This is a genomic window from Collinsella sp. LCP21S3_A3, assembly GCF_052118905.1.
In the GTDB taxonomy this organism is placed as follows: domain Bacteria; phylum Actinomycetota; class Coriobacteriia; order Coriobacteriales; family Coriobacteriaceae; genus Collinsella.
In genome coordinates this window covers 1-25,705 of record NZ_JBQKGH010000002.1, presented here as the reverse complement: position 1 = coordinate 25,705, position 25,705 = coordinate 1, and the positions used below count along the sequence as shown (strand labels likewise).

The 25,705-nt window shown below is 61.4% G+C and carries 26 protein-coding genes and 3 tRNA genes; 27 read left to right on the top strand and 2 right to left on the bottom strand.

The window, feature by feature from the left end; all coding sequences use genetic code 11:
- Positions 1–179 precede the first annotated feature (179 nt).
- Together ACTQ0H_RS01355 and rsgA are read left to right on the top strand one after the other, a co-directional pair.
- Positions 180–2,861 carry a cation-translocating P-type ATPase gene (locus ACTQ0H_RS01355; protein ID WP_441064138.1) on the top strand — a complete coding sequence of 894 codons (2,682 nt, stop codon included), beginning with the start codon at positions 180–182 and terminating at the stop codon, positions 2,859–2,861.
- Between the two features lie 469 nt (positions 2,862–3,330).
- A complete protein-coding gene (gene rsgA / locus ACTQ0H_RS01350) occupies positions 3,331–4,284 on the top strand; it encodes a ribosome small subunit-dependent GTPase A (RefSeq protein WP_441015710.1) in 954 nt (317 codons plus the stop codon).
- Between the two features lie 67 nt (positions 4,285–4,351).
- On the opposite strand, the gene ACTQ0H_RS01345 is transcribed toward rsgA, so the two are convergent.
- Positions 4,352–4,555: a hypothetical protein gene (locus ACTQ0H_RS01345; RefSeq protein ID WP_195838599.1), complete on the bottom strand. Its 204-nt coding sequence runs from the start codon at positions 4,553–4,555 to the stop codon at positions 4,352–4,354.
- Between ACTQ0H_RS01345 and cpaB the strand changes: the two genes are divergently transcribed.
- The 22 genes from cpaB to proC all read left to right on the top strand — a co-directional run bounded on the left by cpaB (position 4,542) and on the right by proC (position 23,151).
- Positions 4,542–5,201, top strand: coding sequence for a Flp pilus assembly protein CpaB (gene cpaB, locus ACTQ0H_RS01340; protein ID WP_441064137.1), 660 nt, complete (start codon positions 4,542–4,544; stop codon positions 5,199–5,201). The genes ACTQ0H_RS01345 and cpaB overlap by 14 nt on opposite strands.
- The gene (locus tag ACTQ0H_RS01335) at positions 5,201–6,838 is read left to right on the top strand and encodes an AAA family ATPase (protein ID WP_441064136.1); all 1,638 of its coding nucleotides are present in this window, start codon (positions 5,201–5,203) and stop codon (positions 6,836–6,838) included. Before cpaB ends, ACTQ0H_RS01335 begins: the two co-directional genes overlap by 1 nt.
- Positions 6,835–8,163 carry a CpaF family protein gene (locus tag ACTQ0H_RS01330; RefSeq protein ID WP_441064135.1) on the top strand — a complete coding sequence of 443 codons (1,329 nt, stop codon included), beginning with the start codon at positions 6,835–6,837 and terminating at the stop codon, positions 8,161–8,163. Before ACTQ0H_RS01335 ends, ACTQ0H_RS01330 begins: the two co-directional genes overlap by 4 nt.
- Positions 8,136–9,062 carry a type II secretion system F family protein gene (locus tag ACTQ0H_RS01325; RefSeq protein ID WP_441064134.1) on the top strand — a complete coding sequence of 309 codons (927 nt, stop codon included), beginning with the start codon at positions 8,136–8,138 and terminating at the stop codon, positions 9,060–9,062. Before ACTQ0H_RS01330 ends, ACTQ0H_RS01325 begins: the two co-directional genes overlap by 28 nt.
- Positions 9,059–9,700, top strand: coding sequence for a type II secretion system F family protein (locus ACTQ0H_RS01320; RefSeq protein WP_441064132.1), 642 nt, complete (start codon positions 9,059–9,061; stop codon positions 9,698–9,700). Before ACTQ0H_RS01325 ends, ACTQ0H_RS01320 begins: the two co-directional genes overlap by 4 nt.
- Before the next feature lie 10 nt (positions 9,701–9,710).
- Positions 9,711–9,944 carry a hypothetical protein gene (locus tag ACTQ0H_RS01315; RefSeq protein ID WP_441537735.1) on the top strand — a complete coding sequence of 78 codons (234 nt, stop codon included), beginning with the start codon at positions 9,711–9,713 and terminating at the stop codon, positions 9,942–9,944.
- 293 nt (positions 9,945–10,237) lie between these two features.
- Positions 10,238–10,468: a hypothetical protein gene (locus ACTQ0H_RS01310; protein WP_441068985.1), complete on the top strand. Its 231-nt coding sequence runs from the start codon at positions 10,238–10,240 to the stop codon at positions 10,466–10,468.
- A gap of 1 nt (position 10,469) precedes the next feature.
- Complete coding sequence (locus ACTQ0H_RS01305; protein ID WP_154517649.1) at positions 10,470–10,688, top strand: hypothetical protein; 219 nt, start codon at positions 10,470–10,472, stop codon at positions 10,686–10,688.
- The gene (locus ACTQ0H_RS01300) at positions 10,624–11,160 is read left to right on the top strand and encodes a TadE/TadG family type IV pilus assembly protein (RefSeq protein WP_441537668.1); all 537 of its coding nucleotides are present in this window, start codon (positions 10,624–10,626) and stop codon (positions 11,158–11,160) included. The genes ACTQ0H_RS01305 and ACTQ0H_RS01300 overlap by 65 nt, the downstream gene beginning before the upstream one ends.
- Positions 11,132–13,297: a hypothetical protein gene (locus ACTQ0H_RS01295; protein ID WP_441064129.1), complete on the top strand. Its 2,166-nt coding sequence runs from the start codon at positions 11,132–11,134 to the stop codon at positions 13,295–13,297. The genes ACTQ0H_RS01300 and ACTQ0H_RS01295 overlap by 29 nt, the downstream gene beginning before the upstream one ends.
- A complete protein-coding gene (locus ACTQ0H_RS01290; protein WP_154517658.1) occupies positions 13,297–13,773 on the top strand; it encodes a hypothetical protein in 477 nt (158 codons plus the stop codon). Before ACTQ0H_RS01295 ends, ACTQ0H_RS01290 begins: the two co-directional genes overlap by 1 nt.
- Positions 13,770–14,129, top strand: coding sequence for a DUF192 domain-containing protein (locus ACTQ0H_RS01285; RefSeq protein WP_427748305.1), 360 nt, complete (start codon positions 13,770–13,772; stop codon positions 14,127–14,129). Before ACTQ0H_RS01290 ends, ACTQ0H_RS01285 begins: the two co-directional genes overlap by 4 nt.
- A gap of 158 nt (positions 14,130–14,287) precedes the next feature.
- A tRNA-Phe gene (locus ACTQ0H_RS01280) sits at positions 14,288–14,360 on the top strand.
- A 602-nt stretch (positions 14,361–14,962) separates the two neighbouring features.
- The gene (locus tag ACTQ0H_RS01275; protein WP_427728410.1) at positions 14,963–16,024 is read left to right on the top strand and encodes a glycoside hydrolase family 5 protein; all 1,062 of its coding nucleotides are present in this window, start codon (positions 14,963–14,965) and stop codon (positions 16,022–16,024) included.
- Between the two features lie 6 nt (positions 16,025–16,030).
- Entirely contained in the window at positions 16,031–16,909 is an 879-nt protein-coding gene (gene rsmI, locus ACTQ0H_RS01270; protein ID WP_441064127.1) for a 16S rRNA (cytidine(1402)-2'-O)-methyltransferase, read from the top strand.
- 69 nt (positions 16,910–16,978) lie between these two features.
- The gene (gene metG / locus ACTQ0H_RS01265) at positions 16,979–18,580 is read left to right on the top strand and encodes a methionine--tRNA ligase (protein WP_441064126.1); all 1,602 of its coding nucleotides are present in this window, start codon (positions 16,979–16,981) and stop codon (positions 18,578–18,580) included.
- A 107-nt stretch (positions 18,581–18,687) separates the two neighbouring features.
- Positions 18,688–19,548, top strand: coding sequence for a 16S rRNA (adenine(1518)-N(6)/adenine(1519)-N(6))-dimethyltransferase RsmA (gene rsmA, locus ACTQ0H_RS01260; RefSeq protein ID WP_441064124.1), 861 nt, complete (start codon positions 18,688–18,690; stop codon positions 19,546–19,548).
- On the top strand, positions 19,538–20,455 hold the full coding sequence (locus tag ACTQ0H_RS01255) for a TatD family hydrolase (protein ID WP_441064122.1): 918 nt from the start codon (positions 19,538–19,540) through the stop codon (positions 20,453–20,455). Before rsmA ends, ACTQ0H_RS01255 begins: the two co-directional genes overlap by 11 nt.
- Before the next feature lie 43 nt (positions 20,456–20,498).
- Positions 20,499–20,585: transfer RNA gene (locus ACTQ0H_RS01250), tRNA-Leu, on the top strand.
- 306 nt (positions 20,586–20,891) lie between these two features.
- Positions 20,892–21,830 carry an SPFH domain-containing protein gene (locus ACTQ0H_RS01245; protein WP_117848150.1) on the top strand — a complete coding sequence of 313 codons (939 nt, stop codon included), beginning with the start codon at positions 20,892–20,894 and terminating at the stop codon, positions 21,828–21,830.
- A 6-nt stretch (positions 21,831–21,836) separates the two neighbouring features.
- Positions 21,837–22,307: a 23S rRNA (pseudouridine(1915)-N(3))-methyltransferase RlmH gene (gene rlmH / locus ACTQ0H_RS01240; RefSeq protein WP_370450649.1), complete on the top strand. Its 471-nt coding sequence runs from the start codon at positions 21,837–21,839 to the stop codon at positions 22,305–22,307.
- 73 nt (positions 22,308–22,380) lie between these two features.
- A complete protein-coding gene (proC, locus tag ACTQ0H_RS01235; protein WP_441064120.1) occupies positions 22,381–23,151 on the top strand; it encodes a pyrroline-5-carboxylate reductase in 771 nt (256 codons plus the stop codon).
- A 156-nt stretch (positions 23,152–23,307) separates the two neighbouring features.
- Here the strand turns inward: proC and ACTQ0H_RS01230 are convergent, their stop codons facing one another.
- Positions 23,308–23,481 (bottom strand): DUF6724 family protein, encoded by a 174-nt coding sequence (locus tag ACTQ0H_RS01230; RefSeq protein ID WP_195838594.1) that lies wholly within the window; start codon positions 23,479–23,481, stop codon positions 23,308–23,310.
- A 111-nt stretch (positions 23,482–23,592) separates the two neighbouring features.
- Here ACTQ0H_RS01230 and serS point away from each other — a divergent pair, with 111 nt between their 5' ends.
- The 3 genes from serS (at position 23,593) to ACTQ0H_RS01215 (ending at position 25,578) form a co-directional block, all read left to right on the top strand.
- The gene (gene serS, locus ACTQ0H_RS01225; RefSeq protein ID WP_427729163.1) at positions 23,593–24,876 is read left to right on the top strand and encodes a serine--tRNA ligase; all 1,284 of its coding nucleotides are present in this window, start codon (positions 23,593–23,595) and stop codon (positions 24,874–24,876) included.
- A 173-nt stretch (positions 24,877–25,049) separates the two neighbouring features.
- The gene (locus tag ACTQ0H_RS01220; RefSeq protein WP_441064119.1) at positions 25,050–25,427 is read left to right on the top strand and encodes a hypothetical protein; all 378 of its coding nucleotides are present in this window, start codon (positions 25,050–25,052) and stop codon (positions 25,425–25,427) included.
- A 74-nt stretch (positions 25,428–25,501) separates the two neighbouring features.
- Positions 25,502–25,578 (top strand) — tRNA-Arg (locus ACTQ0H_RS01215).
- Positions 25,579–25,705 lie beyond the last annotated feature (127 nt).

The following is a 25,705-nucleotide window of genomic DNA, read 5'->3' as shown; positions in this document are numbered from 1 at the left end:
ACATACGGACCATATTTCCAAATGGATTGTTTTGGCTAGACGCGTCGCTTTGGGGTACCATAGCTCCACTATCAACTGCCGCTCAGCACGGCAGCCTTGATGAGCCCTTGCCCTTCTCCTGGGAATTATGATCGGGCATCAATCTGCTGAGTGGCCCGAATCCCAGGAGGGGACTCTATATGCAAAAGGAATACCTGTCCGCCGCGGCGGAGGTGCTCAGCGACCAAGGTGTCGATGAGAACCTCGGCCTGAGCAACGACGAGGCGTCGTCGCGCCTCGCCAAGACAGGCCCTAACAAGCTTGAGGAAGCCGAGAAGACGCCGCTGTGGAAGCGTTTCTTTGAGCAGATGGCCGATCCCATGGTCATCATGTTGATCGTTGCCGCCGTTATCAGCGCGCTCACGGGCATGGTTAAGGGCGAGGCGGACTTTGCCGATGTCGCCATCATCATGTTCGTCGTTATCGTCAACTCGGTGCTGGGCGTGGTCCAGGAAGCCAAGAGCGAGGAGGCCCTCGAGGCCCTTCAGGAGATGAGCGCGGCGCAGTCCAAGGTTCTACGCGACGGCAAACTCGTGCACCTGCCGAGCGCCGAGCTTGTACCCGGCGACGTGATCATGCTCGAGGCGGGCGACTCCGTCCCGGCCGACTGCCGCGTGCTCGAGAGCGCCACGATGAAAATCGAAGAGGCCGCGCTCACCGGCGAGTCCGTGCCGGTCGAGAAGCACGCCAACGTGATCGAGCTTGCCGCGGGCACCGATGACGTGCCGCTCGGCGACCGCAAGAACATGTGCTACATGGGCTCCACCGTCGTGTACGGCCGTGGCCGCGCCGTCGTGGTCGGCACCGGCATGGATACTGAGATGGGCAAGATCGCCGGTGCCCTGGCCGAGGCCAAGGAAGAGCTCACGCCGCTGCAGGTGAAGCTCGCCGAGCTCAGCCGTATCCTCACCATTATGGTGATCGTCATCTGCGTCGTGATCTTTGGCGTCGACATCGTCCGCCACGGCGTGGGCAACGTCCTTACCGACCCGACTGCCCTGCTCGACACCTTTATGGTCGCCGTCTCGCTCGCCGTCGCTGCCATCCCCGAGGGCCTGGTCGCCGTCGTGACCATCGTGCTGTCGCTTGGCGTGACCAAGATGGCCAAGCGCCAGGCAATTATCCGCAAGCTCTCTGCCGTCGAGACTCTCGGCTGCACGCAGACCATCTGCTCCGACAAGACCGGTACCCTTACCCAAAATAAGATGACCGTCGTCAAGCACGAGCTCGCTGCGCCTAAGGAGAAGTTCCTGGCAGGCATGGCGCTGTGCTCCGATGCCCAGTGGGACGAGGAACTGGGTGAGGCCGTCGGCGAGCCGACCGAGTGCGCGCTCGTCAACGATGCCGGAAAGGCGGGCCTCACTGGTCTGACTGCCGAGCACCCGCGCGTGGGCGAGGCCCCGTTTGACTCGGGCCGCAAGATGATGTCCGTGGTCGTTGAGACCCTGGACGGCGAGTACGAGCAATACACCAAGGGCGCGCCCGACGTGGTGATCGGCCTGTGCACCCACATCTACGAGGGCGATAAGGTCGTCCCCCTGACCGAGGAGCGTCGTGCCGAGCTCGTGGCCGCCAACAAGGCCATGGCCGACGAGGCCCTGCGCGTGCTGGCGCTGGCAAGCCGCACCTACACCGAGGTCCCAAGCGACTGCAGCCCCGCCGCGCTCGAGCACGACCTGGTCTTCTGCGGCCTGTCCGGCATGATTGACCCGGTCCGCCCCGAGGTCGCCGACGCCATCCGCGAGGCCCACGATGCTGGTATCCGCACCGTCATGATCACGGGCGACCACATCGACACCGCCGTGGCCATCGCCAAGCAGCTGGGTATCGTCACCGATCGCAGCCATGCCATCACCGGTGCCGACCTCGATCGCATGAGCGACGAGGAACTCGACGCGCACATCGAGGACTACGGCGTGTACGCCCGCGTCCAGCCCGAGCACAAGACCCGTATCGTCGAGGCTTGGAAGTCGCGCGACCAGATCGTGGCCATGACGGGCGACGGCGTCAACGACGCCCCGTCCATCAAGCGTGCCGACATCGGCGTTGGCATGGGCATCACCGGTACCGACGTTACCAAGAACGTCGCCGACATGGTGCTTGCCGACGACAACTTCGCCACCATCATCGGTGCCTGCGAAGAGGGTCGCCGCATCTACGACAACATCCGCAAGGTCATCCAGTTCCTGCTTTCGGCCAACCTTGCCGAGGTGTTCTCGGTGTTTATCGCCACGCTCATCGGCTTTACCATCTTCCAGCCGGTGCAGCTGCTGTGGGTGAACCTGGTCACCGACTGCTTCCCCGCGCTCGCGCTGGGCATGGAGGATGCCGAGGGCGACATCATGAGGCGCAAGCCGCGCAACGCCAAGGACGGTGTCTTTGCCGGCAATATGGGTCTGGACTGCGTGGTCCAGGGCTTGATCATTGCCGCGCTGGTGCTGGCGAGCTTCTTTGTGGGCGTGTACTTTGACATGGGCTACATCCACATCTCCGATATGATCGCCGGCGTCGCCGACGAGGAAGGCGTGATGATGGCCTTCATCACGCTCAACATGGTCGAGATCTTCCACTGCTTTAACATGCGCAGCCGCCGCACGTCGCTGTTTAAGATGAAGAAGCAAAACAAGTGGCTGTGGGCCTCTGCCGCGCTGGCGCTGGTGCTGACGGTGATCGTAACCGTGCAGCCGACGCTTGCCGAGATGTTCTTTGGCCCCGTGACGCTTGAGCTCAAGGGCGTTATCGCCGCGCTGGGCCTTGCCTTCCTGATCATTCCGCTGATGGAGATCTACAAGGCGATCATGCGCGCAGTCGAGAAGGAGTAGGTCGAAAGGCCATCCTTCCCACCGGCCCGACCGCCTGCGGGGTTTCTTCTTCGCTGGTCCTCGCGCTTCGCGCTGCGGGATCGCTCAGAAGAAACCCCTCTCGGCGGTCGGGCCTTCGGATGGCCTCTCGGGACCATTGGCTGAGGGAAAGTGTGTGAGCTGGTCGGGCTTTGCCCGGCCAGCTCTTTTTGATTTAAAATACCTGCTCAGTTGTGATTTGTGGTGCTGGGAGGCGCTTGTGGGCAAGGCTAGGGCTAAGGCGAAGAAAAAGACGACGGGGGCGCGGGCCAAGCGTGACCGTCGTCGGAAGCTTGCGACCGAAGCCCCCGCGTCTGCCGAGGAGCTGCTGGCGAGCGTGCCGGGACTCGATGCGCTGCAGGATGTTCCGGCGTTTGGCGATCTGCCGGTCGCCGCGGCTCAGCAGGCGGCATTTGACGATTTTTGCGCCCAAGCCGAGGAGCCCGAGCAGATGCAACTGGGCGCCGTGGTGCGCTTGGATCGCGGGTTTCCGCTGGTGGTGACGGCCGACGATACCTTTCGTGCCGAGCATGCCGTGGGGTTTGCCAAGTCGCGCGGCGAGGACGAGGTACTGCTGCCGGCTGTGGGCGACCGTGTGGCGGTGCGTCGTGCGCCCGGGCACGACATGGGCGTAATCGAATGCGTCCTGCCGCGACGCACGAGTTTTGAGCGTTGGCGTGGCCGCGCCCGCGGCGAGCGTCAGGTGCTTTGTTCCAACGTGGATAGCGTGCTGATCGTGCAGGCACTTGGCGCCGGTGAAGTGCTGCTCGACCGCGTGGCGCGCTCGCTGGTGTTGGCGCTCGACTGCGATGCCGAGCCGGTGGTGGTGCTTACCAAGGCCGACCGCTGCGAGGCCGCGGAACTCGAGCGCGATCTGGATCGCGTGCGCCGTCTGGTGGGCCCGGACGTGCGCGTTATCGTGACGTCCTCTGCCGAAGGCCGTGGTTTGGATGAGGTGCGCGCCTGTGTTCCGGCGGGAACGTGCGCCATGATCCTGGGTGAGTCGGGGGCCGGAAAGTCGACGCTGCTCAATGCGCTGCTGGGCCACGATGCGCTGGCTACCGGTGGCGTGCGCGAGCGCGACGACCAAGGCCGCCATACCACGGTCGCGCGCGTGATGGTGGCGCTGCCGGGCGACGCCGGCGTCATTGCCGACGCTCCGGGCCTGCGCAGTTTGCCACTCGTTGGTCACGAGCGGGGCCTGGCGCGTGCCTTCCCCGAGATCGTCGAGGCGTCGCGTGCGTGTCGGTTTGGCGACTGCACGCATACCCACGAACCGGGCTGCGCCGTTCGCGATGCCGCCGATGCCGGGCAGATCGATGGCCTGCGCCTGGAAACGTTCCAAAACTTGGCGTCATCCATGCGTGTGAGTGCCCAAATGCTCGATCCCGATGTCCATCTGTAATTGAATTTATCTATGACAGCCGTCTTCCAACTGTGCGGGAGGCGGCTTTTTTACTGGCGATGCGCCCTTAAATAAGCGTTTTGCCGACGCGCTGACCAAAACCTTGCCGCGGGCTTGACGGGTTGGTCAGCTCTTGGCTGGTAATTGGTTTGACACTTAAAACCAAGATGGTGATCGCGCTGTTTTGTTGCTTGGCCGCTCGGACAATAGTGGTACGGGCATCCCATCCGCCCAGTGCTGTCTTGAGAGGAGCTGCCGTGAACAAGAGCAAGCGCATCGCCATCAGCCTGGCAGCGGGCGTGCTCGCCGCGGCACTCTGCATGGTTTACGGATCATCGGTTCGTTCGCGGGCTGAGCAGGCCCAGGCCGAAACCTTGGCCAAATACGGCGGCGATCGCGTCGAAGTTTGCGTTGCCGCACGTGATATCGATGTGGGTGAGACCCTCGACGAGACCAATGTCGTAACCCAAGAGTGGCTCGCGAGCCTGCTGCCGCGCGATGCGGCGACCGACCTGCGCCAGGTGCGTGGCGACGTGACGACCTCGCGTATTCCCAAAAATGCCGTGGTCTGCGATGCCTACACCAAAGCCGAGAGCCATACGCTCGAGGTGCCCAAGGGCAAGGTTGCCGTTTCGGTGGCGGTCGATGCCGAGCATTCGGTGGGCGGAGCCGCAGGCGTGGGCAGCTACGTGGATGTGTACGTGCAAAAAGACGGCGTGACCGATCGGCTGTGCGGCGCGTATGTGATCGATACCAGCGACGAGGCCGGTGCCACGCGCGAAGGCAAGGTCGAGTGGGTGACGCTGGCGGCCGACCCCAAAGACGTCAAGGAATTGCTGGGAGCCTCGGGCAAGGGAACGGTCAGCTTGACGATTCCCGCCACGGCACGCGGCAAAAAGAGCGGAGGCGACGAGTGATGAAAGCGATCTGGCTTGCGTGCTGCGCGTGTGGCGATTACGGACTGCTGCAGCAGGAAGTCGAGGGCCGCGATGCGGGCGCGCAGGTGCTTCGCGTGGGCGACCTAGACGGGTTGGTGTCTATGGCTCGGGCGTTTCCTTCGCGCCGTGGCGCTGCCATTATCGCGGCATCCCTGTTTGATACTAAAGATGTGCGAGAGACCGTTGCGCGCCTGACTGCCGAAGGACGCGTGAGCCGCGTCGTCGTGTTGATAGAGGCGCTCGATCCGTCGGATATAGAGGGGCTGTTTCGCGCGGGGGCGACCGAGGTCATCGCTGCGCACAGCATATGCGGCAGCGGACATGTGGGCGAGGGAGCGGTTGATTCCGATTGGGGCGTGTCGCCTGAGCCCGATGTTTTTGTTGATAGGGAACCCGGGGCGCCTCGCGCTACAAGAGGCCCGCGTGTTGATGACTATGGGAAAGCGGAAGCCGAGCATGTTCGGCGCCCCCCGGGCCCCCTTGCATGTGGTGACGTCGGAGCGTCGGTGCCGTATGGCGAAGACCTCCTGGCCGTAGATATGGGATACGTGCACGGCGTGAGCCTGGCCGATGGACTCGATGAGGTCGAGGGCCTTGTCGCGGGTGATGGCCCGCACGTCGACGTGACAGCGGAATCCCCAGTTCCGCCCCTACAGTTTGAGCAGCCTGCCGTGCCGGCGTGGACGCAGCACTTGGGTGCGGCTGGCGAGACGGGGACGTTGCCGCCCACGTCGTCAGCCCCTGCACCGCTGGCAGACACTGCGTCGACGTCGCATCGAGCTCCGGTCATCTGCGCCGTCTCGGGATCGGGCGGATGTGGCAAATCGACGATTGTCGCCACGATGGCGCATGCCGCTTCGTTGCTGGGTCTGCGAGCTGCCGTACTCGATTTGGACCTAATGTTTGGAAATCTCTACGACTTGCTGGGCGCCGATGCCCCGCATGACATGGCGACACTTATCGAGCCGTCGGTCGCGGGCGCACCTGCGGAGCAAGACGTGGTCGCTGCATCGATGCGCGTTGCCCCAGGCGTTACGCTTTGGGGGCCTGTCGCAGCGCCCGAGCGCGCCGAGCTCATGGCGCGTCCGGTAGAGCTGCTGCTCGACATCTTGCGTCGTGAGTCCGACGTGGTCCTTATCGATACCTCGGTCTTTTGGGGCGATGCCGTGGCGGCTGCGGTGGCAGCGTGCGACCGTTGCCTTGTCGTGGGTGATGCGGCAGTTTCTTCCGCGACGTCTGCAGCGCGCGTCATTGAGCTGGCGAGCCGTGTGGGCGTGCCGCGCACGCGCATGAGCGCCGTATTCAACCGATTTGGCGCGCGTGGGGCGGACGAGGATGTCGCCATGCGCTTTGAGATTGCCTGTGCGTTGAGCTCCAAGATTCGTATCGCCGATGGCGGGCAGGATCTCGCCGCGCTCATGGCGTTTGGGCGCGCTGACGAGGCAGTGGGGCAGACCAGCGCTTTCGCGACCAGCGTGCGCGAGGCCACGCGTGAGATGCTCGTGGAACTGGGGTGCGCCGTCGGCCCTTGGAGCGATATGGTCGCCGACCGTGCAACACGCACCGAACGCCCGCGCATCCGCCTTCCCTGGTCGCGTGAGGGTGATTGCCGATGAGCCTGCAAACGAGAATTAAAGCAGCCGGTGCGGCAGCGGCGACGGCACCTGTCGATGTGGGACGGCACCGTGCGGTCAAGCGCCGCACCAAGCGGGCCGTGATGGACCGCGTGGGCTACGACGAGGTGGCACGCATCAGTGCCTACATCGATCCGGTTCTTGCCCGCTCGGAATTGCGTCCTGCGGTGGAGGCGGCACTCAACGTGGAAGAACCGACCGACCTGGCGACGCCCGAGCGTGAGACCATCATCAACGAGATCTTGGATGACGTGGTGGGCTTGGGCCCGCTGCAGCCGCTCATCGAGGACGACACCGTCACCGAGATTATGGTCAACGGTTGCCGCTCGGCTTTCTTTGAGCGCGGCGGGGTCTTATACCCCATCGAGCATGCGTTTGAGGATGACGAGCAGATTCGCGTGCTCATCGACCGCATCATCTCACCGCTGGGCAGGCGTATCGACGAGCGCAGTCCCATCGTCAACGCCCGCCTCAAGACAGGTTATCGCGTCAACGCGGTGATTCCGCCCGTGGCGATCGATGGGCCGATCCTCACTATCCGCAAGTTCTCGGATCGCATCTGTTCGTTGGACGAGCTTGTGGGCCTGGGGTCGCTGCCGCTTTGGTATGCGCAACTGCTTTCGTGTGCGGTGTCGCTGCGCCAAGATTTGGCGGTTGCGGGCGGTACGGGGTCGGGCAAGACTACGCTGCTCAACGCGCTATCGTGCGAGATATCTACCGGCGAGCGCATCGTGACGATCGAGGATTCCGCCGAGCTCAAGTTCGCGCATCACCCGCATGTGGTTCGCCTGGAGGCGCGCGAGGCTTCAATTGAGGGTGAGGGTGCGGTGACAATCCGCGACCTGGTGACCAACGCCCTGCGTATGCGTCCCGACCGTATTGTGGTGGGTGAGGTACGCGGTGCGGAATGTTGCGACATGCTGCAGGCCATGAACACTGGGCACGATGGGTCGCTCACCACGCTTCATGCGGGCACCGAGCAAGAGACCGTGGTGCGTTTGACGCTGCTTGCGCGCTATGGCATCGATCTGCCGAGCGAGCTTATCGAGGAACAAATCGCTATGGCGCTCGACGGCATCGTGATGTCCGAGCGCCATGCGGACGGCCGGCGTTTTGTGTCCTCCTATTCGGGGGTGCGACGCGGCGCGTCGGGTGGCGTGGAACTCGAGCGCTACGTGACCTTCGATGCCGCCGAGCGCACCTGGACCCTCAACCGCGAGCCGCCGTTTATCGCAGAGGGCTTGCGCTCGGGAACGCTTACACAGGAGGAGGTGGACGAATGGAGGTCGTTGTGCCCCTCGTCGTAGGGGGCCTTGCCGGGTTTTCGGTCGCGACGGTATGCGGAGTGGAGCCTCATGTGCCGAGGGTGCCGCCGGCGGAGCTGGTGCGCCAGACGCTCGAGACGGCGGCAGAGAAGCTGCCGCGTGAGCTGGTGGAAAACGATCTGCTGAAAAAGATCGCCCGTTCGTGGGCATCGTTGGCTCCCGTGCGCCGCATCGGTCTTGTCGTTGAGGATGATGCTTCACGCTTAGCGTTCCTGTTGCTATCGAGTGGCGTCTGCTGCCTTGCGCTTGCCGTGGTGTCGCTATCGCCCATCGGCTTTGTTTTGGGAGCGGTTGCGCCCTTTGCCGCGGGCGCCGCACGCGACGTCTTTGACCACCGACGCGAGCAGCGCGATGTGGAGGAAGCCATGCCCGAGGCCTTTACGGCACTTTCCATGTCGCTTGCCTCGGGACATTCGCTGGCCCAGGGCATGCGGTTTGTGGGCGCTCACGCGCAAGAGCCGGTGCATACCGAGTTTCTGCGGGTAGCGGCGGCGATCGACTGCGGCATTTCGGCTGCCGATGCGCTCGACGACCTGCTTGTCCGCATCGACGCCCCCGGGCTTTCGCTTGTCACGTTGGCGCTCAAGGTGTCGCAGCGGACCGGTGCCCCGCTTGCCGATCTGCTGTCCGAGGCGTCGAGCATGGTGGGGGAGCGTATCGAGCTCAAGCGCCGCCTGGATGTCAAAACGTCGCAGGCGCGCATGTCGGCGCATATGGTCGCGGCGATGCCGGCGGGTATGTGCGCGGTGCTGGCCCTGCTTTCGGCAGATTTTCGCTACGGTCTCGCAACGCCGGTAGGCGCCGGTGCCGTGGTTCTGGGGCTTGCCCTTAACGGCGTCGCCCTGGTGGTTATCCGGCGCATTATGCGGGTGGAGCTGTGAGCGCCCTGGTTGCCGCCACGGCTTGCCTGTGCGCCTTCGGCGTATTTGTCGCGACGGGCCTGGAGCGCTCGGATGTGCGCAAGACCATGGAGATTTTCAGGGGCGAGGCGGTGCTAGTCGTTGCTGCGGCCCATTCGGTGATCGATGCCGCTATTGCGTGGGTGAGGGGCGCATTTGGCGTGGACAACTCAGCGCAGGTTTCGCTCGGTGAGGTGTCCGAGATGATTGATGTGGTGCGCCTGGGGCTTTCCGCCGGCCTTTCGTTCGATGCGGCGCTCGAGATCTTTTGCGCCAATCGTCGATCGGCGCTGACTGTTCGGCTTGAACGGGCATGCATGGCGTGGCAGGTGGGCGTGGGAGCGCGCGAGGACGAGTTGTTGGCGGCCGCGCAGGACCTGGACGTGCGGGCGCTCGAGACCTTTGCCATTACGGTGGGTCAAGCGCTCGCCCTGGGTGCCCCGCTTGCCGAGACCCTTGCTGCCCAAAGTCGCGAGATCCGCGCCGCCCATCGTGCCGCGGTCGAGCGCGAGATTGAACGAGCGCCCGTCAAGCTGCTGATTCCCACTGGCACGCTCATCTTGCCGGCACTGCTGTTATCCATATTGGGCCCGCTGCTGGGAGCAGGCGGGATGATGTAGGGAGGAATACATGAACAAAATGGCTGACGTTATGGGTAGGGTTTGGAGCCGGACGCTTTACCGTGCAATGCGTTCTTGTCAACGTGCCAAGACGCTGGTACAGGAGGAAAGCGCGCAGGGTACCACCGAGTACGCCATCTTGGTCGGCGTGCTCGTGGTAATCGCGATCATTGCCATCGTTGCATTTAAGGGCAACGTCGAAAAGCTATGGAACGCGATCAAAGACGGCATCAACAGCCTGTAGAAGGCGGGCATTCTGTTGGCGTGCTGCTGGTGCTCGCTTGCCTGATTGTGGCGATAGCGGCGACGCTCTGGGGGCTGAATGCCGTGCGGCAGCAGCGTTCTGGGACCGTCGCGGATGGGAGCTCGGGCGCGGTGGCGCCTCCCGATGACAAAGCGCGGGACACGGCCGACAGGGATGCCGCCGTCACGGCACAAACTTTTCTGCGCGCCCTCGACGAACGGGCGGATGCTGCGGCGGGTCCATCTGCGGACAACGCAGTCGCAGCCCGGCTGACATGGGCCGAGGAGCGGCCGATGACCGAGGCTGCCGCGGACCTGTTGCGTATCTATCGCGAGGTGCCCACAGCCCAGCTCGCTCTAAGCGGTTACCTCGACATCAAGGGCAACGTATGGGGCGCCATCGTGCGCGATGGGCGCGGCTGGGTCGACATGGTGACGGTTGCCGCGGATGCCGGCGACGCCTCGTGCCGCTTACGCGCGGTGCGCTTGGTTCCGCAAGCATCGGGGTCAAAGGAGGGATCGTGAAATGCTTGACGTTTTGCGCGAGGAGTCTGCCCAATCGACCGTTGAGTACGCCATCGTCACCATGGCGCTGCTTTCCATCGTGCTGGCGATTGCGGGGCTTTGGCGCGCCGGCACCGACGGACGCTTGGCGGCGTTGGCTGCACGGGCGGCGTCCCATGGCGTCGCCTCGACATCGGTTATCGACGCCGCCGCAGGCGCCAAAGACATCGCGCTCTATTGATATCGCGCGCGAGGATTGGGCGCAGTCCACGGTCGAGGCCGCTTTTTTGCTGCCGACGTTTTTGACGCTCATCCTGCTTGCGCTGCAGCCGGTGTGCCTGCTCTGTACGCGTGCGGTCATGGAGTCTGCCGCCGCCGAGACGGCGCGGCTCATGACCACGACGACGGCGGAGGACGACGACCTCAAGGAGTTTGCCCGCCGCCGTCTCGCCGCGGTGCCCGATGTCTCGATCTTTCACGCCGGCGGACCGCTGTCGTGGGATATCGAGCTTGGCCGGGCGGGCGCAGGGGGCGTTTCGTCTGTATCTATCGCGGGTGATGTAAAGCCGCTGCCCGTGATCGGCGCGTTCGCGCAGGCCATGGGCAATGTGGGGGGAGGAGGAAATGTTGAGTTGAAAGTCGACGTTTCGTACCGATCGCGTCCCGGATGGCTGGAGGGAGACTATGATTCGTGGATTGCCGCGTGGGATTAGGCGTCGCCTGCTGCGAATGATGCGAGGGCTCGTGTGCCGTTGCCGGTCGAATGCCCGCCGCAAGCGGGGCGGCTTCATGGGCCGCTCCGGTATCGACTTGTTTATCGAGGACGGTGCCTACACTACGCTTTCTTCGGCGGTCGTCATACTTGTGGTGCTTACGCTGCTGTTTTCGTCGACGGCGGCGATATGGAGTATGTCTCGTGCCGGGGATACCCAGGTGGCGGCCGATAGCGGTGCTCTGGCGGGTGCCAACGTGATATCGTCCTACCATACAGCGGCCACGGTGGTGGATGCGAGCATTTTGAGCTTGGGCCTGGCGGGGTTTGCCACAATCGGCACCGGCTTGGTTGCCATGCTGGTGCCGGGTGGGAAAATAGCCGCAAGCGATATGGTCGATACCGGGATTGAGATTATTAAAACGCGCAATAGGTTTGCCAAAAGTGCGTCGGAGGGTTTGCAAAAAGTCGAAACGGCTCTGCCATATCTGGTTGCCGCGCGAGCTACGCAGGCTGTTTCGGCGCAGGATACCGATAACGTGACCTATACCGGCACAGCGCTCGCCGTGCCCAGGACATCGGAGTCGGACTTTGTTGCGCTCGAGGGGTCAGAAATCTCGACCGATGCCATCGAGAGCACCTCAAAAGACCTTGACTATGCTGCCAAGGAACTGAAGAAAGCGTCCGAGAAAACGTCAAAGGCCAAGGAGCGCGCCTGGCTTGCCGACTGCGGCGGATCGGACAGAGGCGCAGTCGGAAGCTGTTCGTGCATGTGGGAACGAGCGAGGAGCTTGGCGAAGCTTTCGGATATTGAGAATCCGCACTATGCCTCGAGTGTCACATGGGAGCCGCAAGTGGCGCTCGATCGCGCGAAGGCCTATTACCGCCGGCGCCTGGCGAATGAAAGGCCGCTTGGTGGGGGTGTAGAGATGGAGGCGGAGTCTGTCGCGCGCAAAGCGTTTTACGCTTATGCAATCGAAGAACTCGATCACTCGTATATTAAAGATGATGGTGAAAAAATCTTACCCCAGATTCCATTCCTGCCACGCACTCCAGATGAGGTGAAGGGAACCCAGCTCTACACCGATGCCATGTGGCCTACGAGTGATATTGGTGGCAAGACATACCTGCACTATGGGACCGGATGCCCCAACTATAAGAATGGGTCGCCGGGCGGGTTGGCATCCGTCGTCGATTACGATGGCCACGATGTGTGCGAGGAGTGCCAATTTGACGTCGTTGACCTGGGTCGCGCCCTCATGCCTCCATCATTTATCGAAAACGGCTTCGAGTATCACTTTGACGAGTTTAAAAGGGCTCTGGAAGATTACGTCGAATGTCGCAACAAAGAGCTCGAGCTTATGCGTCAGACCGAGGACGAGGCCGATCGCGCGGGTAATGCGTTTGACCAGGCCATCAAGGCGCTTTCGGGCGAGCGGCCGCGTATCGCCCCGCCCGGCCGAAACGGCGTGGTCGCCTTTGCGGTCTCGGGCGATATGACCAGTCCCGGTAAGCTCAACTCTTCATTCAATAAGCCGGTTACGCTTGGCAGTCGCGGTGCAATCTCTGCCGCGGTCTTGGCTCCCGACAACGCGACGGCGCAAAACAACGTGCTCTCGCAGTTTTTCTCGACAGTGGAAGAGCGCTCGGGCGGCGTTGCCGGCGTACTCGATGGCGTCATGGATGTTTGGGGACGCCTGCTTGTGGGATACGGAGACATCCAAGGTTCGGCCGACGAACTTATGGACGAGATGATTAAAGACCTAGGAGGGGGCAGCGGCGCGTTGGGCTCCATTGCATCGTGGCTCGGCGATACCGTTTCGGCGTCCGTGGCGGCGCTGGGTTTGGAACCGTGCGACTTGCGCCTGCGAAAGCCGGTGCTGACCGATTCCGCTAACGTCATTAAGAGTCCGGGGTCTGACATTGCCGGTCTCTCTCAAGCGCAAGACAAACTGCGAAGTATTCCGTTGGGCGTGACCGATCCCAAGGCGCTTTGCGAGGCGTTGGAATATCAAGTCGAACGCACCATTAGCGGTACAGTGTTCACACTTGCGGAGATTCCGTTGCCCGGCGGTGGTTCCATCCCGCTTACCGTCGATGTCGCCACGCTGGTTGGCGCTCTGGGCGGTGGGTCGTAATGAGTATCCGCATGCGTCTGCGCGAGGAGCGCGCCCAGGCGACGGTCGAGATGGCAGTGGTCGCTCCCGTTTTGCTGGCGCTTGCGCTCATTGTGTACAACGTCATGGTCTTTGCCGGCGCCGTTGCGCGCTTCGATCGCGTGGTGCCCGATATCGTGCTGGCGCACGCTGTGGCGCCGGAAGGGGAGGGCGACAAGAGCTCTGTCGATGCCTCGGTGCGTGTCCAGTCCGAGATTCAGGCGGCTATGCAGGGCTATAATCTGCAGGTCGAGGTCTCGAGCGAGCAGAGCTCGGCGTCGTCTGACGGCGGCTTGCTCTCTCTGTCCGGGACGTTTAGGACCTATGCCTGCGTCATGTACTATGAGCCGTGGCCTAGATTGCTCAGCATTGCCGGCGTTTCTCTGGGGACGCCGGCGAAGCTGTCGCACGAGCGCGCGGTTACGGTCGATCCGTGGCGACCGGGGGTGGTCATGTGAGCGCCGTCTTGTCTTATATCGCCTACGCGCGTGCGCTCAATAGGCTCGGTTGGTCGCCGGCAGAGTTTATGGTGGCAGAATCGTTTGGCGCACGCTTGCGCGGCATGCTGGGCCGCGTGCCGATTACGGCTGACGGACTGCCGCTCGTCATGGCGTTTCCGTCCTGCTCTTCGGTCCACACCTGTTTTATGGCTTATCCCATCGACATTGCCTTTATTGATTGCAGCGGCAATATCCTTGCACGCTACGAAAATGTCCGCCCCTGGCGCATGTGCTCCTGTCCCGGTGCTTGGGCGGTGCTGGAACGCCCTTCAATCCTTGTATCGCCCGATGTCTTGCAACGAGTGCAGGCTTGAAGGCCCTGGGCGAAAAACTTCTTGCGGCCGGTTGATGTCTCTGACGTGCTGCTTTACAGAACCGAGGCGGTGTCCAAAAACTTTTTTCAAATTCTCGGTTGACCGGAGCGCGTCCTTGGTTATACTAATCAAGCCTTGAAACAAGGCACACCTCAAATGGCTGGGTAGCTCAGTTGGTAGAGCAGAGGACTGAAAATCCTCGTGTCAGGGGTTCGATTCCCTTCCCCGCCACCTTGAATTGACTAGGACCTCTGCGAAGGGGTCCTTTTCTTTTATGTAGCCCCCGCACGGAATCGAACCCCGCGAGGGCGCGGAGCTGAGGAAACGCGATAGCGTTTGCCAGCGTAGCTCGCAAGGCGCGCAAGCGCCGCAGCGGTCCGTCCGCGCAGCGCGCGGACGCGATTCCCTTCCCCGCCACCTTGAATTGACTAGGACCTCTGCAAAGGGGTCCTTTTCTTTTATGTGGACCCGCGGAAAACGCATCCCAGAATTTCAATCCTGAGCGGGATGCGCTTTCCGCTTTAGGGGCGCTTGGGAAAATGCGACCCGGAACGACGTGAAATTACGGGACATGCTTTCCGGTTGGGCCTGCTGGCGGAAAATGCATTCCATTATTGAGCAAAAAACGGGATGCGCCTTCCGGCGCCTGCCTTCGGCGCGCGTGCACATCTTGGCGTACCATCTCGGGTGTGCCCGCCCAGACATTACTCCTACTTTTGCGCCACTTTGCAGACCGTTCGATCGGCTGTCCGTGTGCGCGGGTATACTCAAAACGATACTTTTCCTATGCAATACGATGCGGGTTCGCCCTGCACGATTCGAAGGGGGCCGTGATGGAGAGGATACTCGGCGTTAATCTCTCTGGCTGGTTTATTCCCGAGCCTTGGGTGACCCCGTCGCTGTACGCGGCGACAGGTGCGTCCAATGCGGCGGAACTGCAAGAAGCCATGGGCACTGCTGCCTATAACGAGCGCATGCGTCGCCATTATGAGACATTCGTAAGCGAAGATGATTTTCGCCGTATGGCGCAGATTGGTCTCAATGCCGTGCGTTTGCCGGTGCCCTGGTATGCCTTTGGCTCGCAGGAGTCCGATGCGTCCTACATTTCGGTTATCGACTACATTGACCGTGCAATTGAGTGGGCTGCCAAGTACGACATTCGCGTGCTGCTCGATCTAGCGACTGTGCCCGGTGGCCAGGGCGATTCCAACGATTCGCCCACCACGCCGGAGGCTGTTGCCGAGTGGCATTCGTCCACCAACGGTCGTCACGTTGCGCTCGACGTGCTGGAGCGTTTGGCCGATCGCTACGGCGAAGCCGAAAGCCTGCTGGGCATTGAGCTGCTGGATACGCCGCAGATGAGTGTCCGCAAGAGTCTCTTTACCATGACGGATGGCATTCCGGCGCACTACCTGCGCAACTTCTATCGCGATGCCTACGAGCTCGTCCGTTCGTATATGCCCGAGGATAAGATCGTCGTCTTCTCGTCGTCGGGACATCCCGGCGAGTGGAAGCATTTTATGCGCGGCGCCAAGTACAAGAACGTCTACATGGACCTTCACCTGTACCATTACCGCGACGAGCATGCGCTCGACATCACGAGCCCCCGCGGGCTGACGACGGCGATTTCGCGTAACAAGCGCGAGCTTAAAGAAGCGATTTCAACTGGGTTCCCCGTGCTGGTGGGCGAATGGTCGGGCGCGGCGATCTTTGCCAACTCGTCGGTTACGCCCGAGGGCCGCAATGCCTACGAGCGCGTGTTTATCGCCAATCAGCTGGCTTCGTTTGCGCCGGCTGCCGGTTGGTTCTTCCAAACGTGGAAGACCGAGAAACGCATCGCAGCATGGGACGCCCGCGCGGCGCTCGGTACGCTCGAGCGCGGCATGATTGAATAGGTTGATATGACGCAAAACAGCGCCCATACGGGCAAACTCTATGTGGTCGGAACACCCATCGGCAACCTGGGCGACCTGTCTCCGCGCGTTGGCGAGGCGTTTGCCGCCGCCGATGCGATCTGCTGCGAGGACACGCGCGTGACCTCAAAGCTACTGATGCACCTGGGCATTTCCAAGCCGCTTGTCCGTTGCGACGAGAATGTGATCGCCAGCCGCGCCACCGGTCTGGTCGACCGCCTGCTGGCGGGTGAGACCCTTGCCTTTGCCTCGGATGCCGGCATGCCGAGCGTGTCCGATCCCGGCCAGGCGCTGGTCGAGGCGGCGCGTGAGGCCGATGTGCCCGTCGAAGTTATTCCCGGGCCCTCTGCTTGCGTCACAGCGCTCGTTTCGTCCGGCATTCCCTGCGAGCATTTTTTCTTCGAGGGCTTTTTGGGCCGAAAGCACGGCGACCGCGTGCGCCGTTTGCAGCGCCTTGCCGTGGTGCCCGGCGCACTCATCTTCTACGAGTCTCCACATCGCATCGTGGCGACGCTCGAGGCCGTGGCGGAGGTCTTTCCCCAGCGTGAGGTTGCCGTCTGCCGCGAACTCACCAAGCTGCACGAGGAGGTCTTGCGCGGGCCCGCCGCCCAGCTTGCCGAGGGGCTGCGTGCCCGTGGCGAAGTAAAGGGCGAGATTGCGCTGGTCATCGCGCCACCGAGTGAAGACGAGGAGGCCGGCATCGTGCCGGTTGGCGCAGCGGCAGCGGATCCCGATGAGGCCCTGCGCGCGGATATCCGCGCCGCGCTCGAGGAGGGGGAGCCCGCCTCTGCGGTGGCCAAGCGCCTGTCTCAGAAGTATTCACGCCGCAAGCGCGATGTCTATGCCATGGTGCTCAATATGCAATAGATGGAGGATATCCAGCCCTTGCGTTAGAATCATCCCCTGTATGCAACGTTTTTCTGGAGGACAAACCCCATGGATCAAAGCAAGCCTTCGTTCTTTATCACGACGCCTATCTACTACGTCAATGCCGATCCGCATCTGGGCACGGCTTATTCCACCATCATCGCCGACGTCCAGGCTCGCTATCGCCGCTCCGCTGGCTATAACGTCAAGTTCCTGACCGGCATGGACGAGCACGGCGAGAAGGTCGCCGAGGCCGCAGCCAAGCATGGCATGACGCCGCAGGAGTGGACCGACAGCCAGGCTCCGCACTTCAAGGAGCTTTGGAGCAAACTCGAGATCTCCAACGACGACTTCATCCGCACCACCGAGCCGCGCCAGCATCATGCGGTGCAGTATCTGTGGGAGCGCATGAAGGAGTCTGGCTACCTGTATAAGGGCAGCTACGACGGTTGGTACTGTGTGCCCGACGAGACTTACTTTACCGACACGCAGGTCCAGAAGGGTGACGAGGAATACGGCAGCGTCGGCCAGCACCTGTGCCCCGACTGTCATCGTCCGCTCGAGCGCGTGCAGGAGGAGTCCTACTTCTTCAAGCTTTCCGCCTTCCAGGACAAGCTACTCAAGCTCTATGACGAGCATCCCGATTTCGTCGAGCCTTCATTCCGCATGAACGAGGTGCGTAGCTTTGTCGAGGGTGGCCTCAACGACCTTTCCGTGAGCCGTACGAGCTTTGACTGGGGCATCCAGGTTCCGTTCGATGAGGGCCATGTGACCTATGTGTGGTTCGACGCGCTGCTCAACTACATGACGGCTGTCGGCTACGGTGTCGACACCGACGAGGCCCGTGCCGAGCTGGCCTATCGCTGGCCTGCGCAGTTCCACATTGTGGGCAAGGACATCATTCGCTTCCACTGCGTCATTTGGCCCGCTATGCTCATGGCCATTGGCGAGGCTCTGCCCGAGCACGTCTTTGCCCACGGCTTCCTGACCGTGCGCAATGCCGAGACTGGCAAGGCCGAGAAGATGTCCAAGAGCCGTGGCAACGCCATTGCCCCGCAGGATGTTATCGACATGCTGGGCGTCGAGGGTTATCGCTACTACTTTATGACCGACGTGGTCCCCGGCACCGACGGCGCTATCAGCTTCGATCGCATGGAGCAGGTCTACAACGCCGATCTCGCTAACAGCTGGGGCAACCTCATCTCGCGTTCGCTCAACATGAGCGGTAAGTACTTTGATGGTTGCGCGCCTGCCAAGCCCGCATCGTTCGATGCGTTCGATAACCCGCTGGCAAAGATCGCCGATGGCCTGGCCGAGCGCTACATGGCCAAGATGGACGTGCTCGATTACGGTGGAGCCAAAGACGAGGTTATGGAGCTCATCCACGCCGCCAACCACTACATCGAGGACTCCGAGCCCTGGGCACTTGCCAAGGACGAGGCCAAGGCCGACGAGCTGGCGTTTGTGATCTACAACCTGCTCGAGGCCATCCGCATTGCCGCTCACCTGCTGATGCCGCTCATGCCCCAGACTTCTACCGAGGCCCTGCGCCGCCTGTCGTGCGAGGACGAGGCCGCGAGCGACGACCTCAAGGGCATTTGCGCTTGGGGTCTGCTTGCCGGTGGTCAGCCCGTCGAGAAGGGTGAGCCGCTGTTCCCGCGTCTGGGTTAAGACGCCGCGCGCCATATCGGCAATCTGCTGTTTAGGTGTAAGGGCATGGCCGCAACGGTCCATGCCCTTTTGTTTCAAGACGCCGCCACCATGCTAAGGAGGCAACTATGACAACTTCGCCTTTGGCAAACCCCACGGCAACAAGGGAGCTGCTGGAGGAGTTTGGCCTTGCGACCAAGCATCGCCTGGGCCAGAACTTCCTGATCGACAACCATGTGATCGAGCGTATTTGCGAGCTTTCCGAACTTGCGGGCGATGAGCGCGTGCTCGAGGTTGGTCCGGGCGTTGGAACGCTCACGCTTGCGCTGCTTCAGGAGGCGGCGTGCGTCACGTCGATTGAGGCCGATCCCGAGCTCGAGCCGGTGCTCGATGCCCATGCCACCGACTATGCCAACTTCCGCTTTATCATGGGCGACGCGCTCAAGGTGTGCCCGGAGCAGATTGAGCAGGCCGCGGGCGGTGAGCCGACGGTATTTGTCGCGAACTTGCCCTATAACGTGGCAGCGACGATCATTCTGCAGTTCTTCCAGACGATGCCCGCGCTCAAGCGCGCCGTCGTCATGGTTCAAAAGGAGGTTGCCGATCGCATTGTCGCAACGCCGGGCAACAAGACCTACGGCGGCTATACGGCAAAGCTCGGCCTGTATGCGCAGGTGACGGGTCGCTTTGAGGTGCCGCCGCGCTGCTTTATGCCGGCGCCGCATGTGGATTCGGCCGTCGTGCGCATCGACCGTGTTGACGGCGTAGCACCCGAGGGGCTTGATTGCGAGTTTGTGGCCCGCGTGATTGACGCTGCGTTTGCTCAGCGTCGCAAGACCATTCGCAATTCCATGAGCGCCAACGGCTTTGCCAAGGACGTGCTCGATGCCGCCTTTGAGGCTTGCGGCATCGCGCCCACCACACGCGCCGAGACGCTTGGCGTTGCCGATTTTGTCCGTCTGGCTCAGGAGCTAATCCATGATGCCTAATGACGAGCGCGTGACGTTTACCAAGAAAAAGAAGACGGTTGCTTGCCCCGTGCCCTTGGCGCCGCTTGCCGATACGCACGCGCACTTGCTCTCGTTTTGGGGCAAGGAAGTACCCGAGACGCTTGTGCGCGCCAAGGCTGTAGGCGTCGACCTGTTGGTGACGATTTTTGATCCCATTGCCGACAAACGCAGCGTGACGGACTATAGCGACTGGCTGGTGTGCGAGATTTTGCCGATGCGGGATATTCCGCAGATAAAGTATCTCGCCGGTGTGCACCCCTATGGCGCGCCGGACTATACCGATGACATTCATGCACAGGTCGTTGCTGCGCTTGATGATCCCTTATGCGTCGGTATCGGCGAGATAGGTCTGGACTACCACATGGATTACGACGACGACATCGCGCCGGCGCCCCACAGCGTGCAGATCGACTGTATGGCGCGCCAACTCGAGGTTGCCGTACGCCGCAATGTGCCGGTAGAGCTGCATCTGCGTCATGAGGACACGGACGAGGAGCGCTCCTCGCATGTGGATGCGTACAACGTGTTGCGCGAGGTCGGCGTGCCCCAGGCCGGTTGCGTACTGCACTGCTTTGGCGAGGATCGCGCCACGATGGAGCGCTTTGTGGGTTTGGGCTGCTATATCGCCTATGGCGGCGCGGCCACCTTTAAGCGCAACAATGATGTGCGCGAGGCATTCGCGGCGACCCCGCTCGACCGTATTTTGTTCGAGACGGATTGTCCCTATATGGCGCCGGAGCCCATTCGCGGTCTTGAGTGCGAGCCTGCAATGATTTCCATCACAGCAAACGCGCTGGTTAACGACCGTGTCGATCGTACTGGAGAGAAAGCAGAGGCAATTGCGCAAGCTGCGTGGGACAATGCCCGCAAACTTTTTCAAAAATAGTTCTTGCGTTCACGGTGGCGCTCCGTTATTCTAATTCCTGCACGCGGGCGTGGCGGAATTGGCAGACGCGTACGGTTCAGGTCCGTATGGGGGCAACCCCATGAAGGTTCAAGTCCTTTCGCCCGCACCATTGATTGAAAGAGCTCCCAGCAATGGGAGCTTTTTTGTTATGGGCCCATCGCAGGGACTTGAACCTGCGAAGGAGCGAGCGTCAAGAAAACGCGGAGCGTTTTTAGCGAGCTGGCGAGTCCGCCGGCAGGCGGGCGAAGCCGGTGCGGATCCGCGCAGCGGATACGCGGACGTCCTTTCGCCCGCACCATTGATTGAAAGAGCTCCCAGCAATGGGAGCTTTTTTGTTATGGGCTTCCTGATGGTGTCACATGGCTGCTTTGTGCGGGTATCCTAGTGCCAACGTGTGCCCATCGGAGGAGAGACCATGCTGTTATCCGGTATTATCGCTGCCCTTACGAGCCTTCTACTTCCCATCATCATTTTGTTGCTACTGCTTCCCAACGCCTGCTATGTCGTTGAACAGCAGCATGCTGTGATCATCGAGCGCCTGGGCAAGTTTAACCGCATCGTCAACGCGGGTTTCCACATGAAGGTGCCCGTGATCGACCGCAAGGCCGCCACGGTGAGTCTGCGCACCATGAAAAACGGTTTTGGGATCGACGTTAAGACCCAGGACAACGTGACTATCGGCCTTGAGGTCTCTGCTCAGTACCACGTGAGCTATGACATGGGAGCCGGCCCGGCAGATTCGGGCATCTACAAGAGCTACTACATGCTGCAGGAGCCCGTCGACCAGATGCGCGACTTCATTACCGATGCCCTGCGCTCTTCCATCCCTGTCTATACCCTTGATGAGGTCTTTGCCAAGAAGGATGACATTGCCAAGGACGTCAACGCCACCGTATCCGAGCAGATGGCCGCCTACGGCTTTACCCTCGTGTCGACGCTCATCACCAAGATCGCGCTGCCGACCGAGGTCGAGAACTCTATGAATGACATCAACGCCGCCCAGCGTAAGCGCGCTGCTGCGCAGGAGCTCGCTGAGGCCGACCGCATCAAGCGCGTTACCGAGGCGACCGCCGAAGCCGAGGCAATGGAAAAGGCTGGCGAAGGCATCGCCAACCAGCGCAAGGCCATCGCGCTGGGTATCAAGGATTCGCTCGAGATTATCCAGGAGACGGGCGTCGGCAACGATGAGGCCAACCAGCTGTTCATGTTTACGCAATGGTCCGAGATGATGACGGAGTTCGCTCGCACGGGTAAAACATCGACGGTCGTGCTGCCGAGCGACTTTTCGCAGTCGGCCTCTATGTTCGAGCAGATGCTGACCGCCGGCAAAGTTCAAAACGATTCGAAGGAGTAGGCGCGCGTGAAGTGCACCGTTGTATGCGTCGGTAAGCTCAAAGAGCGTTTTTGGAAGGATGCCTGCGCCGAGTACACCAAGCGCCTGGGCGCCTATGCCAAGGTGGATATGCGCGAGGTGGCCGATATCGACCCGGCCAAGGCGGGCGGCGTGGATGCCGCGCGCGACAAGGAGGGAGCGGCGATTCTTGCAGCCCTGCCGCCCCGAGCGCATGTGATCCTGCTGGCCATTGAGGGCAAAGAGCGCTCGAGTGAGGAACTCTCGGCGCGGCTCGATGATCTTATGTTGCGAGGCAACAGCGACATCGCCTTTGTGATTGGCGGATCGGACGGCGTGAGCGACGATGTTCGCTCACGAGCTGACGAAATGCTCAGCTTTGGACGCATTACCTTGCCGCATAACTTGGCGCGCGTGGTGCTGCTGGAGCAGGTCTACCGCGCCTGCAAGATTAGCCGTGGTGAGCCGTATCACAAATAGGTCGGCAACACGAAACAATGCCGTGGGACAATAGCTCTCGATTTGAAGAACCTGTCTGAGAGGACTATGAGATATGAAGATTGGATTTGTCGGTTTTGGCAATATGGCGAGCGCTATGGCCGATGGCTGGATTGCCGCCGGTGTGGCTGCGAGCGACATGTGTGCCTGCGCGGGCCGTTACGATGCCCTGGTTGAGCGCTGTGGGGCGCGTGGGATACTTGCCTGTCGTGATGCGGCGGAGGTTGTCGCTGTATCCGATATCGTGGTTGCTGCGGTCAAGCCGTACATGATCGAGAAGGTCTTCGCTCCGCTCAAGGATACTCTTGCCGATAAGGTCGTCCTTTCGGTCGCCTGGACTTGGGACAGTGCCAAGTGGGAGCAGGTCCTGCCGGGTGTCGCGCACATCTCGACGGTCCCCAATACACCGGTTTCGGTGGGCGAGGGCGTCATCGCCTGCGAGAAGTCCTCTACGCTCAACGGCGAGCAGCGTGCCGTGGTGCTCGACCTGCTCGGAAAGCTTGGCACTGTCGTTGAGCTCGATACGAGCTTGCTGTTTGTGGGCGGTACCGTGGGCGGTTGTGCCCCGGCATTTGTTGCCATGGCGATTGAGGCCCTGGGCGACGCGGCCGTCAAGCACGGCATTCCGCGCGCCGACGCCTATCGCATTGTGAGCCAGATGGTTCTGGGTACGGCGAAACTGCAGCTTGCAACTGGTCAGCATCCTGCGGCGATGAAGGATGCCGTGTGCTCGCCCGGCGGCGCAACCATCAAGGGCGTCGTCGCGCTCGAGGACGCCGGCATGCGCAGCGCCCTGGTCAAGGCCATCGACGCCACCCTTCAGTAAACCTGCCATTTAGGGACAGGTTTATTTTGGCAGGTTTTTCCTGCGGTTTTATCTCTATAGCGAAAAGCGCCCCGCAACCGGGTTGATACCGGTTGCGGGGCGCTTGCGTTTGCCCAGATAAAACCGACCAAAATAAACCTGTCCCTAAATGGCAGGTTAGTCCCAGAAGCTGTCTTGATCTTCTTCGGATTTGGGCCCGCGGTCGACGTAGAGCTTATGGGTGCGCTTCTCCATTACAAAGGCAAGAATCGCAAACAGCAGGATGCCGCCGGCGAAAAGGATGGCAAAACCGGTGCGGGTGCCAAACAAAAAGGAAAAAACTGCGTCCATTGGGTGCCTTCTTGCGTAGTTGAGTTGGGTCGTAAACGCTCACAAGTATATACTTGCCCATACATGTACAAGGTTGCAACCTAAATGGAATGTATATCGCCGGAGGATCTAATGCTTGATATCAAGTTTGTACGCGAGAACCCCGATGCCATCGATACCGCCATGGCTAACCGCCAGACGTCTTGGGATCGCGAGAAGTTCTTTGAGCTCGACGATGAGCGTCGTGCCGTCATCACCGAGGTCGAGGAGCTCCAGGCCACGCGTAATGCCGAGTCCAAGAAGATCGGCGCCCTGATGAAGGAGGGCAAGAAGGACGAGGCCGAGGCCGCCAAGGAGGCCGTGCGCGCCGTCAACGAGAAGATCGACGGTCTGGCCGAGCGCCGCACCGCTCTCGAGCAGGAGCAGTACGACTTTATGGCTCACCTGCCCAACATCCCCTGCGAGGCCACCCCGTACGGCAAGGACGAGGACGAGAACATCGAGCGCCGTCGTTGGGGCACCCCACGCGTGTTCGACTTCGACTTTAAACCGCACTGGGATCTGGGCACCGACCTCGACATCCTCGACTTCGAGCGCGGCAACAAGCTCTCCGGTAGCCGCTTCACCGTTCTCGGTGGCGCCGGCGCCCGTCTGGAGCGCGCCCTCATCAACTTCTTCCTCGATACGCACACCAGCCGTGGTTTTAAGGAGTGGTGGCCGCCCATCGTCGTCAAGCGTCAGACCATGTTTGGCACGGGCCAGCTGCCCAAGTTCGAGGACGACGCCTATCATGTCTCGGGCGATAACTTCCTGATCCCCACCGCCGAGGTCGTGCTTACCAACCTGCACGCCGGCGAGGTTCTCGATGCCGACACCCTGCCGCGCCGCTACACCGCCTTCACCCCCTGCTTCCGCGAGGAGGCCGGCTCTGCTGGTCGCGACACCCGCGGCATCATCCGCCAGCACGAGTTCGACAAGGTCGAGATGGTCAAGTTTGCCAAGCCGGAGGAGTCCGACGAGGAGCTCGAGAGCATGACCGCCGAGGCCGAGTTCCTGCTTCAGCAGCTGGGTCTTCCGTATCGCGTGATTAGCCTGTGCACCGGCGACCTGGGCTTCTCTGCCCGTCAGACCTACGACATCGAGGTCTGGCTGCCGAGCTACAACGCCTACAAGGAGATTAGCTCCTGCTCCAACTGCGGCGACTTCCAGGCCCGCCGCGCCAACATCAAGTATCGCGATCCCGAGAACTTCAAGGGCTCGCGCTACCTGCACACCCTTAACGGTTCCGGTCTACCGGCTGGCCGCACCATGGCCGCCATTCTGGAGAACTACCAGAACGCCGACGGCACCATTACGATCCCCGAGGTTCTGCGTCCTTACATGGGCGGCCTCGAGAAGATCGAGCCGGTCGCGTAGGTTTGCTGCATAAGCGATTTGCGGGGGCGCCCCTATCCGGGGCGCCTTTTTTGTGCGCGGAGCCTTACCATGTCGCGCGGACAGCTCAATAGAAAACACACGAACAAATGTTCTGTATACGATCGTCTACCTGCTATGCTTTTACTAGATACGAGCGAGAGAAGGGGGATGTGATGGACCTGTTTGATGAGCGGGTAGTTTTGTTTGAGAGCGATGAAGGTGGGGAGCACCTGCTAGTTACGTGTGAGCCATCGGGTATGGGTGGCTTGGTGGTGCGGCAAACGAGCGAGGGTCCGTTGACCCAATGGTGCTTTGAGGAGTCGCCGCATGTAGCCGAGACCTTTGTGACGCACGAAGGGCTTGCAACACTCGAACGGTTCTATGGAGTCGGGACTTCTAACCAGGTGGCACGCATGCTGAGTATCTCGTTTGCCGAGTATGATTGCGCCCAGCGGGTGCGCTCGCTATTGAGGGATCTCGGTGTTGGGTTCGATGTGGTTGAAAAGCCGATCGATCGTATGGGAAACGGTGATACATGCGGAGCTGCATGAGGAAAATGGTCTAGAAAAAAATCAAGATTGTGCTTGACTCCAATTAACTAAAATGGTTTCATATGTCTTGCGCTGCGGCGTTACCTCAGCTGGATAGAGGGTCTGACTACGAATCAGAACGTCATAGGTTCGAATCCTATACGCCGCACCAATCGAACTTGAAGCCTCCGGCAACGGGGGCTTTTCTTTTTTGGAAGCCATGCATGGATTCGAACCTCGGTCGAGGCGCGAGCGTAAAGAAAACGCGGAGCGTTTTTAGCGAGCGGGCGAGCGCGCCG